We start from the raw sequence: 18,324 nt of genomic DNA, 5'->3' as shown, positions 1-18,324 counted from the left end.
ACTGTTGACCGCAGGCGGAGATTTGTGTTCAGCGCTCAAGATGTACGTAGATTTTTTGCGTATGAACGTATATTTCGCTATAAAACGGAAACACAGTATAACATTCAGGACATTGATACAGGAGGTGAAAACAAATGAACAAATCAGACTTGATTACACACGTATCTGAAGCAACTGAATTGTCCAAGAAAGATGTAACGAAAGCGGTTGATGCCGTATTCGAAGCAATCTCTGAGGCTCTTCAAAGCGGAGATAAAGTACAATTGGTTGGTTTTGGGAACTTCGAAGTTCGCGAGCGCTCCGCACGTAAAGGACGCAACCCGCAAACAGGTGAAGAAATCGAAATTCCTGCGAGCAAAATTCCTGCATTCAAACCAGGTAAAGCGCTCAAAGACGGAATTAAATAAGATTTCTACATATTCCATATGTCGACAAAAAGACCGTGACTTGTTCACGGCCTTTTCTTTTGCCCTTTAACGAAGGTCCTTGCGGCTATCCGAGTACTCAGGAGCATCCGGCTGCCCGGTATAAGCAACCAGAATCAGTTCTTCGCCAGCAGCTGCAGACAGATGCTGTTCAATTTCTTTTAACTGTTGAATATGCTTGTCTGTAAGTGCGGCAGGGGTGTACTTCATGTAGATTCTCCTTTCTGTGGCTGTCCAACTTTAGTATGACCCGAGGGTAGCCGATTCTTGCGGTTCATTCGTATAAGGTGCAGGTTGACAAATGAAACAATCTTAATCATCATTAACGCTATCGAACGAAAGAAGGGGACATGCGTGATGGATCATCCAACCGGCAATGATTATATTGTAATTAAGGCAGAGGAAAATGGTGTCCAGGTGATCGGATTAACCCGAGGTCAGGATACACGTTTTCACCACACCGAGAAATTGGACAAGGGTGAAGTGATGTTTGCGCAATTTACCACTCATACTTCAGCTATTAAAATCCGGGGCAAAGCCACGCTGATAACCAAGCATGGACAGATTGAATCGGAGTAATGGACAGAATATGTACATTCAAGTGAAGATTGCAGGCATAGCCTGCTTTTTTTCATTGTACAATGAGGTATGAGCCTTTACCGGACAGACTACACTAACAGGTAAAGGCAGGGAGGCGTATATGAAACCGCGGATGATTGTTACTGCTTCAGTGCTGGCAACGGTTGCGGCGGTCTTTCTGCTTGTTGCGATACAAAACTTACATATGCGTACATGGGGTGGGGAAAACGTACAACCTGCCTCTGCATCACACCATCCAGTTCAACTAACGAATGACAATCTCGTTGATGTGCTAAGCTCCATGAAACTCTCTACACCCATTGCAAGAGTGGAATGGAAACAGTCCATTTTGAGGCTGGACCTCAAAGTTAAAGGAACGGGTACAAGTTACACTGAAATCTACGAGAATATGGCAGCTGTGGCAGATCTGGGCTTTCGGAGTCTCGATAACGTGGATCAGGTGCTGCTGCGTGTGATGGCAGAAGATGAATGGATGCATAAACGACATCTGTTGCTTGCTGCTGACATTCGGCGTGGAGAGTGGCCCCTGTATGCGATTGAAACATTACGGAACTGGAAAAGTGCAACCTTTTCAGATGAATTAAAGGATTGGTTTCACTTGATGGAGACCGAACTCTGGAAGAAGCAGTTCGAAATGACAAGTCAGGGGTAATAGAATAGCAGGATTCAGTGCGTGGCTGATCAACATATGCTATAATATATAAGATTGTAGTGCAGAAATGGTTTAACAATGTTAAGGCTCGGAGGCTGAGAATGAATTCATATCGCGTACCCCAACTAGCAAAGAAATATACGGATTACGACATGATTCGACAACATACGGAAATCCCATCATTTCCGGATAGCCGGGCACGTCTGTTGCAGGTATTTGTGGGTCGCACAGACGAAAAGGTGCATCAAGAGTTATATGCTCTTGCAACTTCGCTCGTTCAGTTGGCCATGGATACGCATGATCGAATCGATACCATTTCCGGTGAGCGGAGAGAGCAGGAGATGCGTTCACGCCAGTTGAATGTACTCGCCGGAGATTATTTAAGTAGCCGTTTTTATCAATTGCTTGCCCAAGCGGGCAGAATTGAAATGATTGGCAAACTCAGTGGTGCTGTATCCGAAGTGAACGCACGCAAGATGACGCTGTATGAACGGATGAAGAAGCTTCTCGTTTCGGCTGACGAATACTTGCGTGAAACGGTACAGCTGAGGATGCAGCTGTTTCTTTCATTTACAGGCATGATTCGAGAGAACGAAGAGTCACTATGGAACAGCCTGTTGACCGAATTCAGTTTGTGCGAAACGATCGTGGAAGAACTGAAGCGGATGAATGACGAAAAACAATATCTTCACAGCTATGCATACTGGCACATCTACGAGCATGGTAATGACGATGAGCGCAATGTGCTCCGCCAGTCTGAACCGGATGCACGTGCATGGAACGCTATGGTGCTGAAGCATAGGGTTAGCGAGGTTTTGCTGGACAAGCTTCGCGAGTGTACACACCGCATTCAACTGTTGTTGCAAGACGAGGAAGGGCGGATGGGTTTGCATGAGATCCATGCAATTCTTGAGCCTTACCTGGCATATTTGCAACCTTCACATGCGGCAGTAAGGGAAGATTGAGGGGGAGACAGACGAATGGGGAGCGGAGAGACCAAACCGAAAGAAGAATATGTCCATTCGGTTTTTCAGAGTATAGCCGGAAAATATGATGTCATGAATGATATTCTAAGTTTCCGCAGACACAAGGCTTGGCGCAAATTCACCATGAAAAAGATGAATATGTCCAAAGGCGATACCGGTCTTGATTTGTGCTGCGGCACATGTGACTGGACGCTTGCTATGGCAGAGGCAAGTGAAACCGGGCACATGCACGGACTAGATTTCAGCAGTAACATGCTGGAGGTCGGACAGACGAAGATTAATGCGGTGCAACGTCAGAAGCAGATTACCCTGACACAGGGAAATGCCATGTCACTTCCTTTTGAAGACAATTCATTTGATTATGTGACCATTGGATTCGGTCTTCGCAATGTACCTGATCTCAGACAAGTGTTATCTGAAATGAAACGTGTGGTCAAACCGGGCGGTATGGTTGTGTGTCTGGAATTGTCCAAGCCAACTTGGCAGCCGTTTAAAGGCATTTATTATTTTTATTTTGAGAAGGTTTTACCGAATCTGGCCAAAGTTTTTGCTAAAAGTTTTGAGCAGTACAAATGGTTGCCGGACTCACTTGCCATTTTCCCGGGAAGGAAGGAACTGGCAGACATTTTTGCGGAGACTGGATTACAGCAAGTGCAGGCCTACCCTCTGACCGGAGGTATCGCGGCACTGCATATTGGAACCAAGGAGAATCAGCATGTTTAGGAAAATTCGCATCTTTTTAGAAATGATCAAGATTGAACACACGCTTTTTGCTTTACCCTTTGCATTTATGGGGGCCATTCTCGGCTCCATGGTAGTGAATGATACCTTCCCAAGCTGGATGCAGATTATGTGGGTATTGCTTGCGATGGTTGGCGCACGTAGTGCAGCATTCGGTTTGAACCGGATTATTGACCAAGCGATTGATGGCAAAAATCCGCGTACCGCGATGAGAGCAATCCCTGCAGGACTGTTGAAAAATGGGGAAGTTGTTATATTTGTCATTATCTCATTTATATTGTTATTCTGGGCCTCATCCAATCTTAATGTATTATCCATGCAGCTGTTGCCTATTGCTGTGTTTATGCTTGTACTGTACTCATATACCAAACGATTCACATGGTTATGCCATGTCGTTCTTGGGATGACGATTGGTTTGGCGCCACTTGGTGGCTGGGTAGCTGTAACGGGTACGATGGATTGGACAGCGATTGTGCTGTACGTTACGATTGTGTTCTGGACAGCGGGCTTTGATATTATCTATGCGTGTCAGGATCTGGAATTCGATCAAGGAGAAGGCCTTCATTCGATACCTTCCCGTTTTGGCCTGGTCAAATCATTGCAGATCGCTAAGTTCTTCCATGTAATTACTGCAGTTGGTTTTCTTGTTTTATTGTTGATAACAGATCTGAGCTGGTGGTATGGTGCAGGTATGTTGGTAACGTATGGTATTCTTTTCTATCAACATTATATTGTATCGCCTAATGATATGAGCCGTGTTCAAACCGCATTTTTTACCATGAACAGTTTGCTTAGTTTAATCGTATTTACGTTCACTCTGATTGATCTGGCGGTGAAATAAATGGTGCAGCAGCCGGACAATAAACGACTGGTTGTCGGAATTACCGGAGCGAGTGGCAGCATATACGGCATTCGATTAATTGAAACGCTGCTTGATTTGGAATATAACGTTCATCTGGTCATATCCAATGCAGGGTGGCGTGTACTGAAAGAAGAATTGGATTGGGATGTGACGAATCGGGACGCGGTGCTTGAAGAAAAATTCGGCAACCGCGCCGGTTCTCTGATCTATCATCCTGTGAATGATATAGGGGCCTCCATTGCAAGTGGTTCTTATCTGGCCGACGGCATGATTATCATGCCATGTTCTATGGGAACTCTTTCGTCCATCGCGCAGGGATCATCGGATAATCTGATGTCCCGGGCAGCCGATGTGATGATGAAAGAGGGAAGAACATTGATTCTCGTGCCACGTGAGACGCCTCTTCATGCAATCCATCTGGAGAACATGCTGAAGCTTTCTCGTCTTGGTGTACGGATGATACCGGCTATGCCTGCTTTTTATTACAAACCTCAGACGATGGATGAGTTGATTTTGTTTTTGGTGGGGAAAGTGCTGGATAGCTTGCGCATCCCACATCAACTGTTTACAAGATGGGGAGAACCGGATGAAAGGGGATAATGACTGAGTCCGATACAAGGCAGTTTTTTTGCCAAAGTATTACTCGGTTTATTTGTCCCCCGAATCCCGGGGTATTGGTGAGTGCTGATGGGGAGTCTTCATGAACCACAGTCTTGACCCATGCTCCGGCAACTTCTGTATTTTGTTTCAGAACAAGTCGCAGAGTTTAATTCCCGGGTGTCGGCCATGACATTCGGAGAAGAAGATTACGTTAGATTACCTTATAGAAAAACACAAGCAAGAACGGTAAGACGGGTTTTTCGTAATGCCTGCAGGCCCGACTTGCTGGAGGGGAAGGTAAGCATGGATTTATGGACTGACAATACGCTGATACGGGTGAACGAATGAAACTATTGGACATTTTCGGGTTGTTAAAAAAGGACATGGATTACATTGAGAAAGAGTTGTATCGCAGTGTACGAGGAGAACAGAAGCTGCTGAGCGAAACGTCACTACATTTGCTCAAAGCAGGAGGAAAACGGTTGCGGCCCGTTTTTGTGTTACTTGGCGGGAAATTTGGTACATATGACATTGAACGTCTGAAGCTGGTTGCGGTTCCACTGGAGCTCATTCATTCCGCGTCCCTCGTTCATGATGATGTGATTGATAATGCGGAAACACGCCGAGGCAAGCCCACGGTGAAGTCAAAATGGGATAATCGGATTGCCATGTACACTGGAGACTATATCTATGGTAAGGCACTTGAAATGACTGCCGGATTATCTGATCCAGCTATTCATCGTATTCTTGCCAAAGCCATGGTACAGATGTCCATTGGTGAAATGGAGCAAATTCGCGACTTTTTCAATACGGGACAAAGTGTTCGTAACTATCTGCTGCGGATTCGCCGCAAAACGGCACTTCTGATTGCCGTTAGCTGTCAGCTAGGGGCATTGGCCACACGTGCGCCTGAGCATGTATCTTCCCTGCTGTATACGTATGGATATAATGTGGGAATGGCTTTCCAGATTCAAGATGATGTACTTGATCTGGTAGGTACCGAGAAACAACTCGGCAAACCACCTGGCAGTGACATGAAGCAAGGGAATATCACTCTTCCTGTACTTTATGCCCTAGAAGAATCCGATCTGCGGGAACCTTTGCTTAAGGAGATTTCCCGTGTCCAGCATGAAGAAGGGCGGGCAAGTGCATCGGATGCCATTGGAATGATTCGCCAAAGTCAAGGAATTGCTAAAGCAGAAGCCCTTGCTGACCGATATATGAAGAAAGCGCTCGATGCTCTCGATCAGCTACCTAACATCAAGACGACCAAAAACCTGCGTGATATCGCTCATTTTGTGGTTAAACGCACGCATTAAACATTGTATGACCTTCGACTCTCAGTTTGCTCATACCCAAAGATGAACAGACCTGTGAGATTCCTCATTGGGAGGATTTGGACATGTATGTTACAATCAGAGGGATTGCGTTTACATAGTGATTAACTTTGAACCGTGAGTGAGGAGTGAGCTAATGGATCGTACATTTTTGATGGTGAAGCCGGATGGTGTGCAGCGTGGATTGATCGGTCGTATTATTAGCCGTCTGGAAGACAAAGGATTTAAGTTGGTGGCAGGCAAATTGGTGCAGATGTCTGAGGATCAGGCCAAACGCCATTATGCTGAACATGAGGGCAAACCGTTTTTCGATGATTTGGTTCGTTTTATCACATCAGGGCCTGTGTTTGCCATGGTGTGGGAAGGGGACGACATTGTGGCGCTTGCGCGCATTGTCATCGGAAAAACCAATGTGAAGGAAGCGGCTCCGGGTACCATTCGCGGAGACTTCGCCAGCCACACACCACATAATCTGATTCATGGGGCAGATTCACCGGAAAGTGCTTCCCGTGAAGCAGCCAATTTCTTCGCTTCAGATGAACTGGTGGTATACGACAAGAGCATCGCAGCCTGGTTGTAATTATTAGCCAAAAGGGTGATACACGATGCTGGAGCAAGAACAACTACTAGACCCGGATTACACCGGATTCATTCGTAAAATCAAAGAGAGCACAGGCATTGATCTTGCTCAATACAAGGAAGGCCAAATGAAAAGAAGGCTGACCACACTTCGCAACAAAAACGGGTTTCATACATTTTCTAACTTTTTTGATGCTATGCAGAAAGATAAATCATTGTTTTACGAGTTCCTTGATCGTATGACCATTAACGTGTCGGAATTCTGGCGTAATCCCAATCGTTGGGAAGTCCTGCGGGACGAGATCCTGCCTGAGCTGTTGGGCTCCAAGCGCCGTGTGAAGGTCTGGAGTGCAGCATGTTCAACAGGAGAAGAGCCTTATACACTCGCCATGATTCTGGACACGATGGGTATTCTGAAAGAAAGCTCGATTACGGCAAGTGATCTGGATGAAGGTGCATTGGCCAAAGCCAAGGAAGGGCGTTATATGGAACGCTCACTTAAGGATGTGCCAAAGGAAACGGCGAACCGTTACTTCAAGCAGGATGGCTTGGTATACCGTATTGATGAGCAACTCAAGAATTCGATCAAGTTCATGAAACAAAATTTGCTCGTGGACCGTTTTGATGATGGATACGATCTGATTGTATGCCGGAATGTCATGATCTATTTTACCGAGGAAGCCAAAAACCTGTTGTATCACAAATTTGCAGCAAGTTTGCGTCCAGGTGGTATTTTGTTTGTAGGCAGTACGGAGCAGATCTTCTCGCCGGGACAATATGGTCTGGAGACAGCAGAGACATTCTTCTATCGGAAAAAATAATGATAATGGTTGTTCAGCCGTCTGAAGCACATGTACATGTGTTCAGGCGGTTATTTGTATAGCAAGTACAAGAAAGAGCCGACTTTCTTGTCAAAGCCGGTCAGCTATACTATAATAAGCAAAGAAATTATGGGATTTTAGCAATGTGAAGTTTAACAGTTTAAAGGGGGAACGTATTATGAGTTTACGCTATTTGACCGCAGGGGAGACGCACGGACCCCAATTGACCGCTATTATTGAAGGATTGCCAAGTAATTTGACGATTGATTTTGAAGAACTGAATTTCCAGCTTCACCGCCGCCAAAAGGGATATGGCCGTGGACGCCGGATGCAGATCGAGAAGGATCAGGCGAATTTCGTTGGTGGTATCCGTCACGGATATACAACAGGTGCTCCGGTAGCGCTGGTTGTTCAAAATAATGACTGGAAACATTGGCAGAATATTATGAATATTGAGCCGATCGAAGGTAGTGACGAAGAGAAACGTCGCGTTCATCGTCCTCGTCCGGGACACGCTGATCTGAACGGTGGACTCAAGTACAATCTCAAAGACCTGCGTAACGTACTGGAGCGCTCCAGTGCACGTGAGACAACGGTACGTGTGGCCTGTGGTGCCATTGCACGTCAATTCCTGGCAGAATTCGGAATCAAGGTAGCTGGACGTGTACTTCGTATTGGCGAGATCGAAGCTCCGTATCAGGACCTTCCGATTGACGAACTGATCGCGGTGACAGAAGCTTCCTCTGTACGTGTTACGGATGCTGAGACAGAGAAGAAGATGGAAGCCTATATCGACCAGATTAAACAAGAAGGCGATTCCATCGGAGGAATCGTGGAATGTATCGTTGAAGGTGTGCCTATTGGTTTGGGGAGTTATGTTCAATACGACCGCAAACTGGATGCACGAATCGCTCAAGGGGTCATGTCCATTAATGCATTCAAAGGTGTAGAGATTGGTATCGGATTCGAAGCCGGAGTCATTCGAGGATCACAGGTGCATGATGAAATTATGCATACGGATGAGCGCGGCTACCACCGGGCAACCAACCGTCTGGGTGGGTTCGAAGGTGGTATGACGAACGGAATGCCAGTGGTTGTACGTGGTGTGATGAAGCCAATCCCAACGCTGTATAAGCCACTGCAAAGTGTCGATATTGATACGAAAGAAGCATTTACGGCTCAGGTTGAGCGTTCAGACGCTTGTGCTGTACCTGCAGCGAGTGTGGTTATGGAGCATGTTGTTGCTTGGGAAATTGCCAAGGCATTCCTGGAGAAATTCGGCGGGGATTCCATGGAAGAGATCCGTGCTAACGTTGCTAGCTATAACGCTCAACTGGAGAATTACTAATATGCGTCAGCTGACGGTACAGTTGGAGGAACGCTCATATCCGATTCTGATTGGTAGCGGCCTATTGGCACAAGCCCCTCAATATTTTGAGCAATATGGCTTAACCCAAAAAAGTCCGTTACTCATCATTACAGATGAAAATGTAGCTCCCAAATACTTGTCAGGTTTGGAGCAAACGCTGCGTACGGCTGGTTATACAGTCGTATCGGCGGTTGTCCCCTCTGGTGAAACATCGAAATCCCTTTCGGTATACCAGGATATGATGACAGTCGCGATCGAAGGCAAACTGGATCGGAGTTCTGCGATTCTGGCCCTAGGTGGTGGGGTCGTAGGTGATCTGGCTGGCTTTGTTGCCGCTACATATATGCGTGGAATCAAGTTTGTTCAAGTACCTACGACGATTTTGGCGCATGACAGCAGTGTGGGCGGCAAGGTGGCTGTCAATCATCCGCTGGCCAAAAATATGATTGGTGCATTTCACCAGCCTGAGCTTGTACTTTATGATGTGGACACACTTCAATCTTTGCCGCCACGAGATGTTTCGGCAGGTTTGTCAGAGATGCTGAAGCACGGGCTGATCCGTGATGAGGCTTTTGCACATTGGTGTGAGGAGCATGCGGAAGAGTTGCTTGCGCTTAATCCGGAAGCACTGGAATACGGCTTGGAGCGCGGGTGTGGTATTAAGGCAGAGATTGTTTCCAGAGACGAACGTGAAAATGGAGAACGTGCGTTATTGAACCTGGGACATACGATTGGTCATGCCATTGAAGCGATTGCCGGTTATGGAGAATTCCTGCACGGAGAAGCAATTTCCATCGGTATGGCTGGTTCAGCATTGCTTGGTGAGAAGCTTGGTGCGCCAGCAGGACTCTATGCAGATACAGTCCGCATGCTGCGTTCACTCCGCCTTCCTACAACGATGCCTGCGCATCTGGACACGGATGCATTGATGCAAGCGATGATGCATGACAAAAAGTTCCGTGAAGGTCATATGGTGTTTATCGTTCCTGATCGGATCGGGGCTGCAAGAATAGTGAAGGACGTACCTGTCTCGGCAGTTCGGGACGTCATTGAATTGCTCAGGAAGGGAGAATAACAGCAATGGTCACACGGGGAATTCGCGGGGCTACAACAGTCACGCAGAACAATGAAGAACAGATTTTGAAGGAAACGGCTGTATTGTTGCAGGAGATCGTGGATCGCAATGAGATCCAACCGGAAGATATCTGCAGTGTGTGGATTACATTAACTGGGGATCTGGATGCTGCTTTCCCGGCAAAAGCTATCCGCCAGCTGGATGGCTGGGAGCTCGTACCCCTAATGTGTGCACTGGAAGTTCCTGTTAAAGGTGCCTTGGCGCAGTGCATTCGTTTCATGGTACATGTGAATACGAACAAAGCTCAGAATGAAATCAACCATGTGTATCTGAACGGTGCACAGGCATTACGTCCGGATTTGGCAACACCTTCAGGCTCATAAGTAAGTGGGTTGTCAAACGGAACATAATGATGTATAGTGAGAACCAGTTGAGTAGAGTAGAGATTGAGCTGAGAGCAGCTGAGCTAGTTGAGTATATAGCAGAGTCCAGTGGGTGGTAACCGGTGCAACAGAAACCGGTCAACTGATTCACGGTACGTCGTGCTACGGAAGTTGTAACAGGAACAGGGCGAACAAATTTGTCAAAGGACATTTTTTGTTTTGATATATTTTGGTACTTACACAATCAATGACTCTCCCATATTTTGAATATCGGATGAAGTAGTTGAAGTGTTGTATACTGATTTATGTTCCCAAACTGGATGAGGTGAGATGCATCCATTCAGCGACCTGTGAATAATCCGAGAGCGAAGTATAAGGACTTGTTATTTATGAAACATCACCCTGTTAAATACAGCTTATAACCAACCTCTACCTGATGGTAGAGGTTTTTTTGTACATATAACCTTTTCTTCTACCAAATCTGAAAGGACGTGATCTGATGATAACGCCAAACGTTAATCAAGTACTGAAAATGTCTAATGAGTATAATCTGATTCCGGTAGTCAAACGGATTCTGGCAGATATGGAGACTCCGATTCGAATATTCCGCCGTTATGCTGACAACGACAGGGCATTCCTGTTGGAAAGTGTAGAGGGGGGAATCCAGTGGGCAAGATACTCGTTCATCGGTACAGATCCGTTCCTGATGATCTCGGCCAAGAAGGGTCGAATCGTTGTAGAAGAAGCAGGGAAAACTCGTGAATTGCCAGGGAAACCGATCGAAGAACTGAAAGCATTGCTGCGTAAGTATCGCAGTCCCAAAGATGATGAACTGCCACCATTCACAGGTGGGGCCATTGGTTTCTTCGGATATGATCTGCTGTCCTATTATGAGAAACTTCCAGCTCATGCGCTGGATGACCTGAATATGGATGACATTCGCTTTATGTTCTGTGACCAGATTATCGTGTTTGACCATGTGAAGCAGCAGATGCTGCTCGTCGGCAATGTACACATCAAGGACGGTGCAACGGATGACGAGATACGTCAAGCGTATGCAGTGACTTCGGAGAAGCTGGAGCAGGCTGCAGAACGTTTGCAACAGCAAGGACCAGGGGAGAACCTGAATCCGCGTTCCATTCCGGGAGACATTGAACTGGGGGATATTCGCTCCAACCTCACGAAGGAGCAATTTATCGGTAATGTGGAGCAAGCCAAAGATTACATTCGCGCAGGTGATATTTTTCAAGTGGTATTATCCCAGCGTTTCCATATTGATACGGAAGTTTCTCCGCTTCACGTGTATCGTGTGCTTCGTACCCTGAATCCCTCACCTTATATGTACTATCTCAAAATGGATGATGAGATTATCGTAGGTACTTCGCCTGAAGCGCTGGTCAAGGTGGACGGAAATCGTGTGGAGACACGACCAATTGCAGGCACACGTCCAAGAGGAGCAACAGAAGCGGAAGATCGTGCACACGCTGCTGATCTGCTCCAGGATGAGAAAGAACGTGCGGAGCATCTGATGCTTGTTGATTTGGGCCGTAACGATCTAGGCCGGGTATCCAATTTCGGCAGTGTGAAGTGTGACATGTTCATGGAGATCGAACGTTATTCTCACGTGATGCACATGGTGTCCAACGTGACAGGCGAGCTTAGAGAAGACAAAGATTTCTTCGATGCGTTCCTCTCATGCTTGCCAGCGGGTACCGTATCCGGTGCACCGAAACTGCGGGCAATGGAGATTATTGCAGAACTGGAGAAAGAGGCACGTGGTGCTTATGCAGGAGCAATTGGATATCTTGGATTCTCGGGTAACATGGACTCCTGTATTACAATTCGTACGATCATTTTCAAAAAAGGAAAAGCATATGTACAGGCCGGAGCAGGAATCGTATGGGATTCTGTGCCGGAGAATGAATATGAGGAAACGGTTAATAAAGCTAAAGCATTGCTCAAAGCGATTCGAACAGCAGAAGCCATGTTTCCTGCCAAAGAAAAGAACAGCACATTGAGACTGGCCAATGCAGACTACTTTGTCACACCAGCGGCCGCCAAGAACTGAGAGAGGAGAGACCGGAGATGAACATAAACCCGATAATGAATGAGAACCCTGTAACCCCGATGGCTGAGATTACTCGCGAGGATGGCATGAAGAATGGTTTGGCGAAGATTTTGGAGGGCAGTCATCTGGAGCAAGCCGAAGCACGAGATTTGATGTATTCGATCATGAGAGGTGAGGCAACGCCGGCTCAAATCGGAGGTTTGTTAATGGCGCTGCGAATGAAGGGGGAAACGGTGGATGAAATCACCGGATTTGCTGAAGCCATGCGTGGTCAGGGCGGACGAATTCTCACCGATGGCAGCGGTTTGCTGGACACGTGTGGAACAGGCGGATCGGGAATTCACAAATTCAACATTTCCACTGCATCCGCAATCATTGCTTCGGCTGTTTCGGTTCGGGTCGCCAAACATGGCAACCGTTCTGCTTCAGGCAAAGCGGGAAGTGCGGATGTACTAGAGGCACTCGGTGTAAATATCCATCTGAACGGGGAGCAGGCCAGACAATGTCTGGATGATATCGGAATCTGCTTCTGTTTTGCCCAGGTATACCACCCTTCCATGCGACATGCGGCGGGACCGAGAAAAGAACTGGGGGTGCGGACCATTTTCAATATGCTCGGACCATTAACCAATCCTGCAGGAGCAGATCGCCAATTGCTTGGCCTGTATGATCGTTCCCGGACGCCGATGATTGCTGAAGTACTGAATCGTCTTGGTCTCAAAAGAGCGTTGGTCGTAGCCAGCCATGATGGTCTGGATGAAATCAGTATCTCAGCGCCGACTCAGGTATCTGAACTTCGCAATGGTCAAGTGCACACCTATGATATTGATCCGCGTGATATGGGCTTGTCTTTGCATCCGCTCGAAGCGGTACTTGGAGGAGATGCGGCACGGAATGCCGAAATTATTAAAAGAATCTTCCAGGGTGAGCAGAGTGCCTACCGTGATGTCGTTCTGTTGAACGCCGGAGCGTGCATCTATGTGTCTGGTCTAGCAGATAGCATTGCGGAAGGGGTGACACTTGCTGCAGAAGCGGTAGATTCGGGCAAAGCTGCCGGGAAGCTTGAACAGTTAATTCATACAACGGAGGCGTACAGTCATGTATCTTGATCGAATCGTTGCAACCAAACATAAAGAAGTTGAAATTCTGGCACAGACATTTCGCATGGATGAAGCTATCCAAAAAATCGAACAACTACCCGCAACCCGGGGGTTTGAACGAGCACTATCGAGCGGACGCAATCGCAACCTAGGCCTTATTGCTGAAGTGAAGAAGGCGTCGCCATCCAAAGGGTTAATTCGTCCTGATTTTCATCCGGTAGAGATTGCTGCTGCTTATGAGCGAGCGGGTGCAGACTGCATTTCTGTATTAACAGATGTGTCGTATTTTCAAGGGAGCAACGAGTATTTGCAGGCTATTCATCAGGCGGTGAACATTCCGCTATTACGCAAGGATTTTATTATAGATGAACGACAGATTGCCGAGGCCAGATTAATAGGTGCGGACGCGATACTGTTGATTGCCAGCATTCTGACACCAGAACAGATTCGTCAATATCTGGAATTCGCCAAAAGTTTGGGGCTAGATGCCTTGATTGAAGTACACGATCGAACAGAACTGGAGCAGGTCTTGGCAATTCCGCAGGCAACACTTGTGGGCATCAATAATCGGAATTTGAAAACTTTCGAAACCAGTCTGAACACAACCCTGGATTTGATGGAATTGATTCCAAGTGGCGTCACCCTGATTAGCGAAAGTGGTATTGATGGTCCAGAATCAACAGTACCTCTGATCCAGGCCGGTGTTCATGGTATTCTCGTAGGTGAGCATCTCATGCGCAAAGATGATGTTGAGGCGGCTGTAACTGATCTGATGGGACCCAGATGATGAATACTTCCATACACGATGGCACAGGTGATCGTATGTCAGAACGGAGAAACGGGCTGGCAACGGCCGTAAAAATATGTGGACTTCAGGACGTTGAAGTGCTAAAATCGATAATAAACTTGCCTGTGGATTACATTGGTGTTGTTTTTGCCAAATCACGCCGCCGAATCGAACCCGAGCAGGCTGCTGCATTAAGAACGGTGTTGTTCGAATGGTCTGTCTATGATCGGCCGAAGCTTGCGGGGGTATTTGTGAATCCTACGCTGGAAGAGCTGGAACACATTATGGAGATTGCTCACCTGGATGTTATCCAGCTACATGGACAGGAGACTGCGGAGTTCTGCCGGCAGGTGAAGCAGCGGTGGAATGCCAAAGTATTCAAGGTTTTTTCTTTCCCCAAAGATGAAACGGGTCCGGAGGCTGATGATGCAGCCATAAGGACTCTTGATGCTTATGATAAATTCGTGGATGCAATATTGCTCGATACCCATGATCCTCTATATGGAGGGGGCTCCGGGAAAACGTTTGCCTGGGAGCGAATACCTGCTTATGTTGAATGGTCGAAAAAGCGCGGAATCTCTCTGTTCGTTGCAGGAGGTTTGCACCCGGACAATGTACAAGAACTAATACAGACATATGCACCTTTCGGCGTCGATGTATCCAGTGGCGTTGAGACTGAAGGTGTGAAAGATATGACCAAAATTACAGCATTCGTAGAAAGGGTGAAGCAGGCATGACACATCAATTGCCGGATCAACACGGGCGTTTCGGTCACTTCGGAGGCCGCTTTGTACCTGAGACACTAATGAACGCACTCATTGAACTTGAGGAGGCATATAGCCACTTCTCTGAAGACGAGGAATTCAATAAGGAACTGAACTATTTGCTGAGCGAGTATTCTGGACGTGAAACGCCATTGTATCATGCAGAGCAATTGTCACGCCGATTAGGCGGACCGAAAATTTATCTGAAACGTGAAGATCTCAATCATACAGGCGCGCACAAAATTAATAACGCCATTGGACAAGGTTTGCTTGCCAAACGGATGGGTAAGAAGAAAGTTATTGCCGAAACAGGTGCAGGTCAACATGGCGTTGCAACGGCAACCGTAGCCGCATTGCTTGGACTGGAATGCAAAGTATTCATGGGCGAAGAAGATACAGAGCGTCAGCAGTTAAACGTATTTCGGATGAAGCTGCTTGGAGCAGAAGTGATTCCGGTTACGTCCGGAACACGGACACTGAAGGATGCTGGTAATGAAGCGCTTCGCTACTGGGTCAGCAATGTGGAGGATACGTTCTATGTACTTGGATCAGTGGTTGGACCTCATCCATATCCGATGATGGTGCGGAATTTCCAACGTGTGATTGGTGATGAGACCCGTCGTCAGATTCAGGAGATCGAAGGACGTTTGCCGGATGTAATTGTAGCAGCTGTGGGTGGAGGAAGTAATGCAATTGGTATGTTCTATCCATTCATCGGTGATCAGGATGTGAAGCTTGTTGGCGTTGAAGCTGCAGGTAAAGGGGTAGATACCGAGTATCATGCGGCGACGATGAGCAAAGGTACGCACGGTGTATTCCAGGGATCTATGAGTTACCTGTTGCAGGATGAGTATGGACAGGTTCAGCCAGCGCATTCCATCTCGGCCGGACTTGATTATCCGGGTGTTGGTCCAGAGCACTCCTATCTCAAGGATATTGAACGGGCAAAGTATGTACCGATCACGGACCAGGAAGCACTGGATGCCCTGCAACTCCTATGTCGGACGGAAGGAATCATTCCTGCTCTGGAGTCAGCACATGCGGTAGCCCAGGTTGTCAAACTGGCGCCTGAACTCACAGCAGATGATCTTGTAGTCATTTGTCTGTCGGGACGTGGAGACAAAGACGTTGAATCCATTATGAAATACACGGGAGGCGACTTGGGATGAATCTGATGGACCAGACCTTCCAGCAATTGAAGCAACAGAATCGCACGGCACTTATTCCATTTTTAACCGTGGGAGACCCGGATGTGGATACAACGATTGATATCATCAAAGAGCTTGAACAGGCGGGAGCGGATATTTTGGAACTGGGTGTTCCCTATTCCGATCCACTGGCAGATGGCCCAGTCATTCAGCGTGCTTCCGAACGTGCGCTGAAAAGCCAGATTACGATTCGTACTGTTATGGAAACCGCAGCAAAAGCTCGTAAGGCAGGTGTGAAACTGCCATTTGTGCTGTTCACTTATTATAATCCGGTGTTACAGACAGGCCTGGATGTATTTTTTGAAGAATTGGTCAAACACGATATTAGTGGCATGATCATCCCGGATCTGCCGATTGAGGAAGCGGAAGAGATGCGACAACGCGCAAATCGTGCAGGTGTACATCTGGTGCCGCTTGTTGCGCCTACCTCTAATGCACGGATTGAGCGGATTGTGAATGGAGCAAGTGGCTTTATCTATTGTGTATCTTCTGTTGGAGTAACTGGAGAGAGAGCTTCTTTCTTTGATGGTGTAGAAAGCTTCATTGAGACGGTAAAAAGCTTGACAGATCTCCCTGTAGCGGTAGGTTTCGGAATTTCCAGTCACGAGCAGGTAACACATTTCTCCCGCATCTGCGATGGTGTTGTTGTAGGCAGTGCCATCGTTCGTCAGGTGGAAGATGCGATTCCTCTGCTTGAAAATCCGGATACGCGTGCTGCTGGACTGTTGCAAATTCGCAACTTTGTGGCACAATTAAAGGGATAGGGGTGTTCTGAAAGGACATCCTTTGGACACGTGAGGTACACGCTGATTCGTGTCGAACATTATTTCATTAACAGGAGGCGGTCGGGTTGAAACCGAAATCCCAGATTGTCAATCTGCCTGTGTACCAGCCGGGCAAACCGATTGAAGAAGTGAAACGTGAACTGGGGCTTGAACAAGTCATCAAGCTGGCCTCCAACGAAAATCCGTACGGCAGTTCTCCTGCCGCTCTGGAAGCCATTACGAGAGAAATGAGTAACATAAGCATATATCCAGACGGTAGCTCGGTTGAGCTGACTGGAGTTCTTGCCAAGCATCTTGGCGTTGAACGAAATAACTTAATATTTGGTTGTGGTTCCGATGAGATTATTGCTTTGATCACGAGAGCTTTCTTCTTGCCGGGCGACGAGACCATCATGGCGGATCAGACATTCTCCGTATACAAAAGCAATGCAGATATTGAGGGTGCCGTTACCATTGAAGTGCCTCTGAAGGATGGAACGCATGATCTGAGCGCGATGCTTGCGCAAATCAGCGACAAAACCAAAGCGGTATGGGTGTGTAATCCGAATAATCCGACAGGTACAATCATCTCCGAGCAGGAACTTACAGCCTTTATGGACCGCGTGCCTGCTCATGTGATGGTCATACTGGACGAAGCTTATTATGAATTCGTAACGGATGAAGCATATCCGCAAAGCATATCATTGATCGAACGGTATCCGAACTTGGTCATTCTGCGGACTTTCTCCAAAATTTACGGTTTGGCTTCGCTTCGGATCGGGTACGGCATTGCACGTCCCGAAATAATTGATCTGATTAACCGTGTACGTGAGCCGTTTAACACCTCGCGTTTTGGACAGGTTGCAGCTACTGCTGCACTACTGGATCAGGATTTTGTTCAAGAGTGCTCAAAGCGGAATGCAACAGATCGTGATTACCTGCAAAATGAATTTTCACGGTTGGGATTGTCATATTTCCCTTCACAGGGTAATTTCATTATGGTTGATCTGAAAATGCCTTCGGCAACGGCGTTCCAATCCTTGCTCAAACAAGGCATTATCGTTCGCCCGGGATTCAACGTATACCCAACTTACATTCGTGTGTCCGTCGGAACATCAGAACAGAACCGTGCATTTGTCACGGCACTGGAGAACACGCTGGCTGAGAAGGCGGTAGCACGCCCTTAATACTGGCGATGAAAGA

Annotated in this window: 21 protein-coding genes; 20 read left to right on the top strand and 1 reads right to left on the bottom strand. The window is 47.2% G+C overall.

Going from position 1 to position 18,324, the window contains the following annotated elements; all coding sequences use genetic code 11:
* Nucleotides 1–134: 134 nt before the first annotated feature.
* Nucleotides 135–407 carry an HU family DNA-binding protein gene (locus tag ACTHPG_RS13415; protein WP_024630670.1) on the top strand — a complete coding sequence of 91 codons (273 nt, stop codon included), beginning with the start codon at nucleotides 135–137 and terminating at the stop codon, nucleotides 405–407.
* Nucleotides 408–473: 66 nt separating this feature from the next.
* On the opposite strand, the gene ACTHPG_RS13410 is transcribed toward ACTHPG_RS13415, so the two are convergent.
* Nucleotides 474–635, bottom strand: coding sequence for a hypothetical protein (locus ACTHPG_RS13410; RefSeq protein WP_440389890.1), 162 nt, complete (start codon nucleotides 633–635; stop codon nucleotides 474–476).
* A gap of 147 nt (nucleotides 636–782) precedes the next feature.
* Between ACTHPG_RS13410 and mtrB the strand changes: the two genes are divergently transcribed.
* The 19 genes from mtrB to hisC all read left to right on the top strand — a co-directional run bounded on the left by mtrB (nucleotide 783) and on the right by hisC (nucleotide 18,308).
* The gene (gene mtrB / locus ACTHPG_RS13405; protein WP_017687697.1) at nucleotides 783–1,004 is read left to right on the top strand and encodes a trp RNA-binding attenuation protein MtrB; all 222 of its coding nucleotides are present in this window, start codon (nucleotides 783–785) and stop codon (nucleotides 1,002–1,004) included.
* A gap of 121 nt (nucleotides 1,005–1,125) precedes the next feature.
* Nucleotides 1,126–1,677, top strand: a complete 552-nt coding sequence (locus tag ACTHPG_RS13400) for a hypothetical protein (protein ID WP_440389888.1) — start codon at nucleotides 1,126–1,128, stop codon at nucleotides 1,675–1,677.
* A gap of 101 nt (nucleotides 1,678–1,778) precedes the next feature.
* The gene (locus ACTHPG_RS13395) at nucleotides 1,779–2,642 is read left to right on the top strand and encodes a heptaprenyl diphosphate synthase component 1 (protein WP_440389886.1); all 864 of its coding nucleotides are present in this window, start codon (nucleotides 1,779–1,781) and stop codon (nucleotides 2,640–2,642) included.
* Between the two features lie 15 nt (nucleotides 2,643–2,657).
* Complete coding sequence (locus tag ACTHPG_RS13390) at nucleotides 2,658–3,386, top strand: demethylmenaquinone methyltransferase (protein ID WP_264927490.1); 729 nt, start codon at nucleotides 2,658–2,660, stop codon at nucleotides 3,384–3,386.
* A complete protein-coding gene (locus tag ACTHPG_RS13385) occupies nucleotides 3,379–4,245 on the top strand; it encodes a UbiA-like polyprenyltransferase (protein ID WP_440389885.1) in 867 nt (288 codons plus the stop codon). The genes ACTHPG_RS13390 and ACTHPG_RS13385 overlap by 8 nt, the downstream gene beginning before the upstream one ends.
* Nucleotides 4,246–4,866: a UbiX family flavin prenyltransferase gene (locus ACTHPG_RS13380; protein ID WP_440389884.1), complete on the top strand. Its 621-nt coding sequence runs from the start codon at nucleotides 4,246–4,248 to the stop codon at nucleotides 4,864–4,866.
* 344 nt (nucleotides 4,867–5,210) lie between these two features.
* On the top strand, nucleotides 5,211–6,185 hold the full coding sequence (locus tag ACTHPG_RS13375) for a polyprenyl synthetase family protein (RefSeq protein WP_017687703.1): 975 nt from the start codon (nucleotides 5,211–5,213) through the stop codon (nucleotides 6,183–6,185).
* Nucleotides 6,186–6,339: 154 nt separating this feature from the next.
* Nucleotides 6,340–6,783 carry a nucleoside-diphosphate kinase gene (ndk, locus tag ACTHPG_RS13370; RefSeq protein WP_017687704.1) on the top strand — a complete coding sequence of 148 codons (444 nt, stop codon included), beginning with the start codon at nucleotides 6,340–6,342 and terminating at the stop codon, nucleotides 6,781–6,783.
* A gap of 25 nt (nucleotides 6,784–6,808) precedes the next feature.
* Nucleotides 6,809–7,603 carry a CheR family methyltransferase gene (locus tag ACTHPG_RS13365; RefSeq protein ID WP_339307322.1) on the top strand — a complete coding sequence of 265 codons (795 nt, stop codon included), beginning with the start codon at nucleotides 6,809–6,811 and terminating at the stop codon, nucleotides 7,601–7,603.
* 178 nt (nucleotides 7,604–7,781) lie between these two features.
* Nucleotides 7,782–8,951, top strand: a complete 1,170-nt coding sequence (gene aroC / locus ACTHPG_RS13360; RefSeq protein ID WP_017687707.1) for a chorismate synthase — start codon at nucleotides 7,782–7,784, stop codon at nucleotides 8,949–8,951.
* Nucleotide 8,952: 1 nt separating this feature from the next.
* On the top strand, nucleotides 8,953–10,047 hold the full coding sequence (aroB, locus tag ACTHPG_RS13355) for a 3-dehydroquinate synthase (RefSeq protein WP_440389882.1): 1,095 nt from the start codon (nucleotides 8,953–8,955) through the stop codon (nucleotides 10,045–10,047).
* A gap of 5 nt (nucleotides 10,048–10,052) precedes the next feature.
* On the top strand, nucleotides 10,053–10,430 hold the full coding sequence (aroH, locus tag ACTHPG_RS13350) for a chorismate mutase (protein WP_036607677.1): 378 nt from the start codon (nucleotides 10,053–10,055) through the stop codon (nucleotides 10,428–10,430).
* A 499-nt stretch (nucleotides 10,431–10,929) separates the two neighbouring features.
* Nucleotides 10,930–12,498 (top strand): anthranilate synthase component I, encoded by a 1,569-nt coding sequence (gene trpE, locus ACTHPG_RS13345; protein ID WP_440389881.1) that lies wholly within the window; start codon nucleotides 10,930–10,932, stop codon nucleotides 12,496–12,498.
* 68 nt (nucleotides 12,499–12,566) lie between these two features.
* Nucleotides 12,567–13,607 carry an anthranilate phosphoribosyltransferase gene (gene trpD, locus ACTHPG_RS13340; RefSeq protein WP_440390243.1) on the top strand — a complete coding sequence of 347 codons (1,041 nt, stop codon included), beginning with the start codon at nucleotides 12,567–12,569 and terminating at the stop codon, nucleotides 13,605–13,607.
* The gene (trpC, locus tag ACTHPG_RS13335; protein WP_440389879.1) at nucleotides 13,597–14,385 is read left to right on the top strand and encodes an indole-3-glycerol phosphate synthase TrpC; all 789 of its coding nucleotides are present in this window, start codon (nucleotides 13,597–13,599) and stop codon (nucleotides 14,383–14,385) included. Before trpD ends, trpC begins: the two co-directional genes overlap by 11 nt.
* Nucleotides 14,386–14,420: 35 nt before the next feature.
* Nucleotides 14,421–15,122, top strand: a complete 702-nt coding sequence (locus ACTHPG_RS13330) for a phosphoribosylanthranilate isomerase (RefSeq protein ID WP_440389878.1) — start codon at nucleotides 14,421–14,423, stop codon at nucleotides 15,120–15,122.
* A complete protein-coding gene (trpB, locus tag ACTHPG_RS13325; RefSeq protein WP_440389877.1) occupies nucleotides 15,119–16,318 on the top strand; it encodes a tryptophan synthase subunit beta in 1,200 nt (399 codons plus the stop codon). Before ACTHPG_RS13330 ends, trpB begins: the two co-directional genes overlap by 4 nt.
* The gene (gene trpA / locus ACTHPG_RS13320; protein WP_440389876.1) at nucleotides 16,315–17,121 is read left to right on the top strand and encodes a tryptophan synthase subunit alpha; all 807 of its coding nucleotides are present in this window, start codon (nucleotides 16,315–16,317) and stop codon (nucleotides 17,119–17,121) included. Before trpB ends, trpA begins: the two co-directional genes overlap by 4 nt.
* 86 nt (nucleotides 17,122–17,207) lie before the next feature.
* Nucleotides 17,208–18,308 carry a histidinol-phosphate transaminase gene (gene hisC / locus ACTHPG_RS13315; RefSeq protein ID WP_440389875.1) on the top strand — a complete coding sequence of 367 codons (1,101 nt, stop codon included), beginning with the start codon at nucleotides 17,208–17,210 and terminating at the stop codon, nucleotides 18,306–18,308.
* The last annotated feature ends 16 nt before the right edge of the window (nucleotides 18,309–18,324 follow it).

Origin of the sequence: Paenibacillus sp. SAF-068 (assembly GCF_051967555.1) — a bacterium.
Classification (GTDB): domain Bacteria; phylum Bacillota; class Bacilli; order Paenibacillales; family Paenibacillaceae; genus Paenibacillus.
The sequence above is the reverse complement of the archived record's forward strand: the minus strand, read 5'-3'. Positions and strand labels throughout refer to the sequence as shown.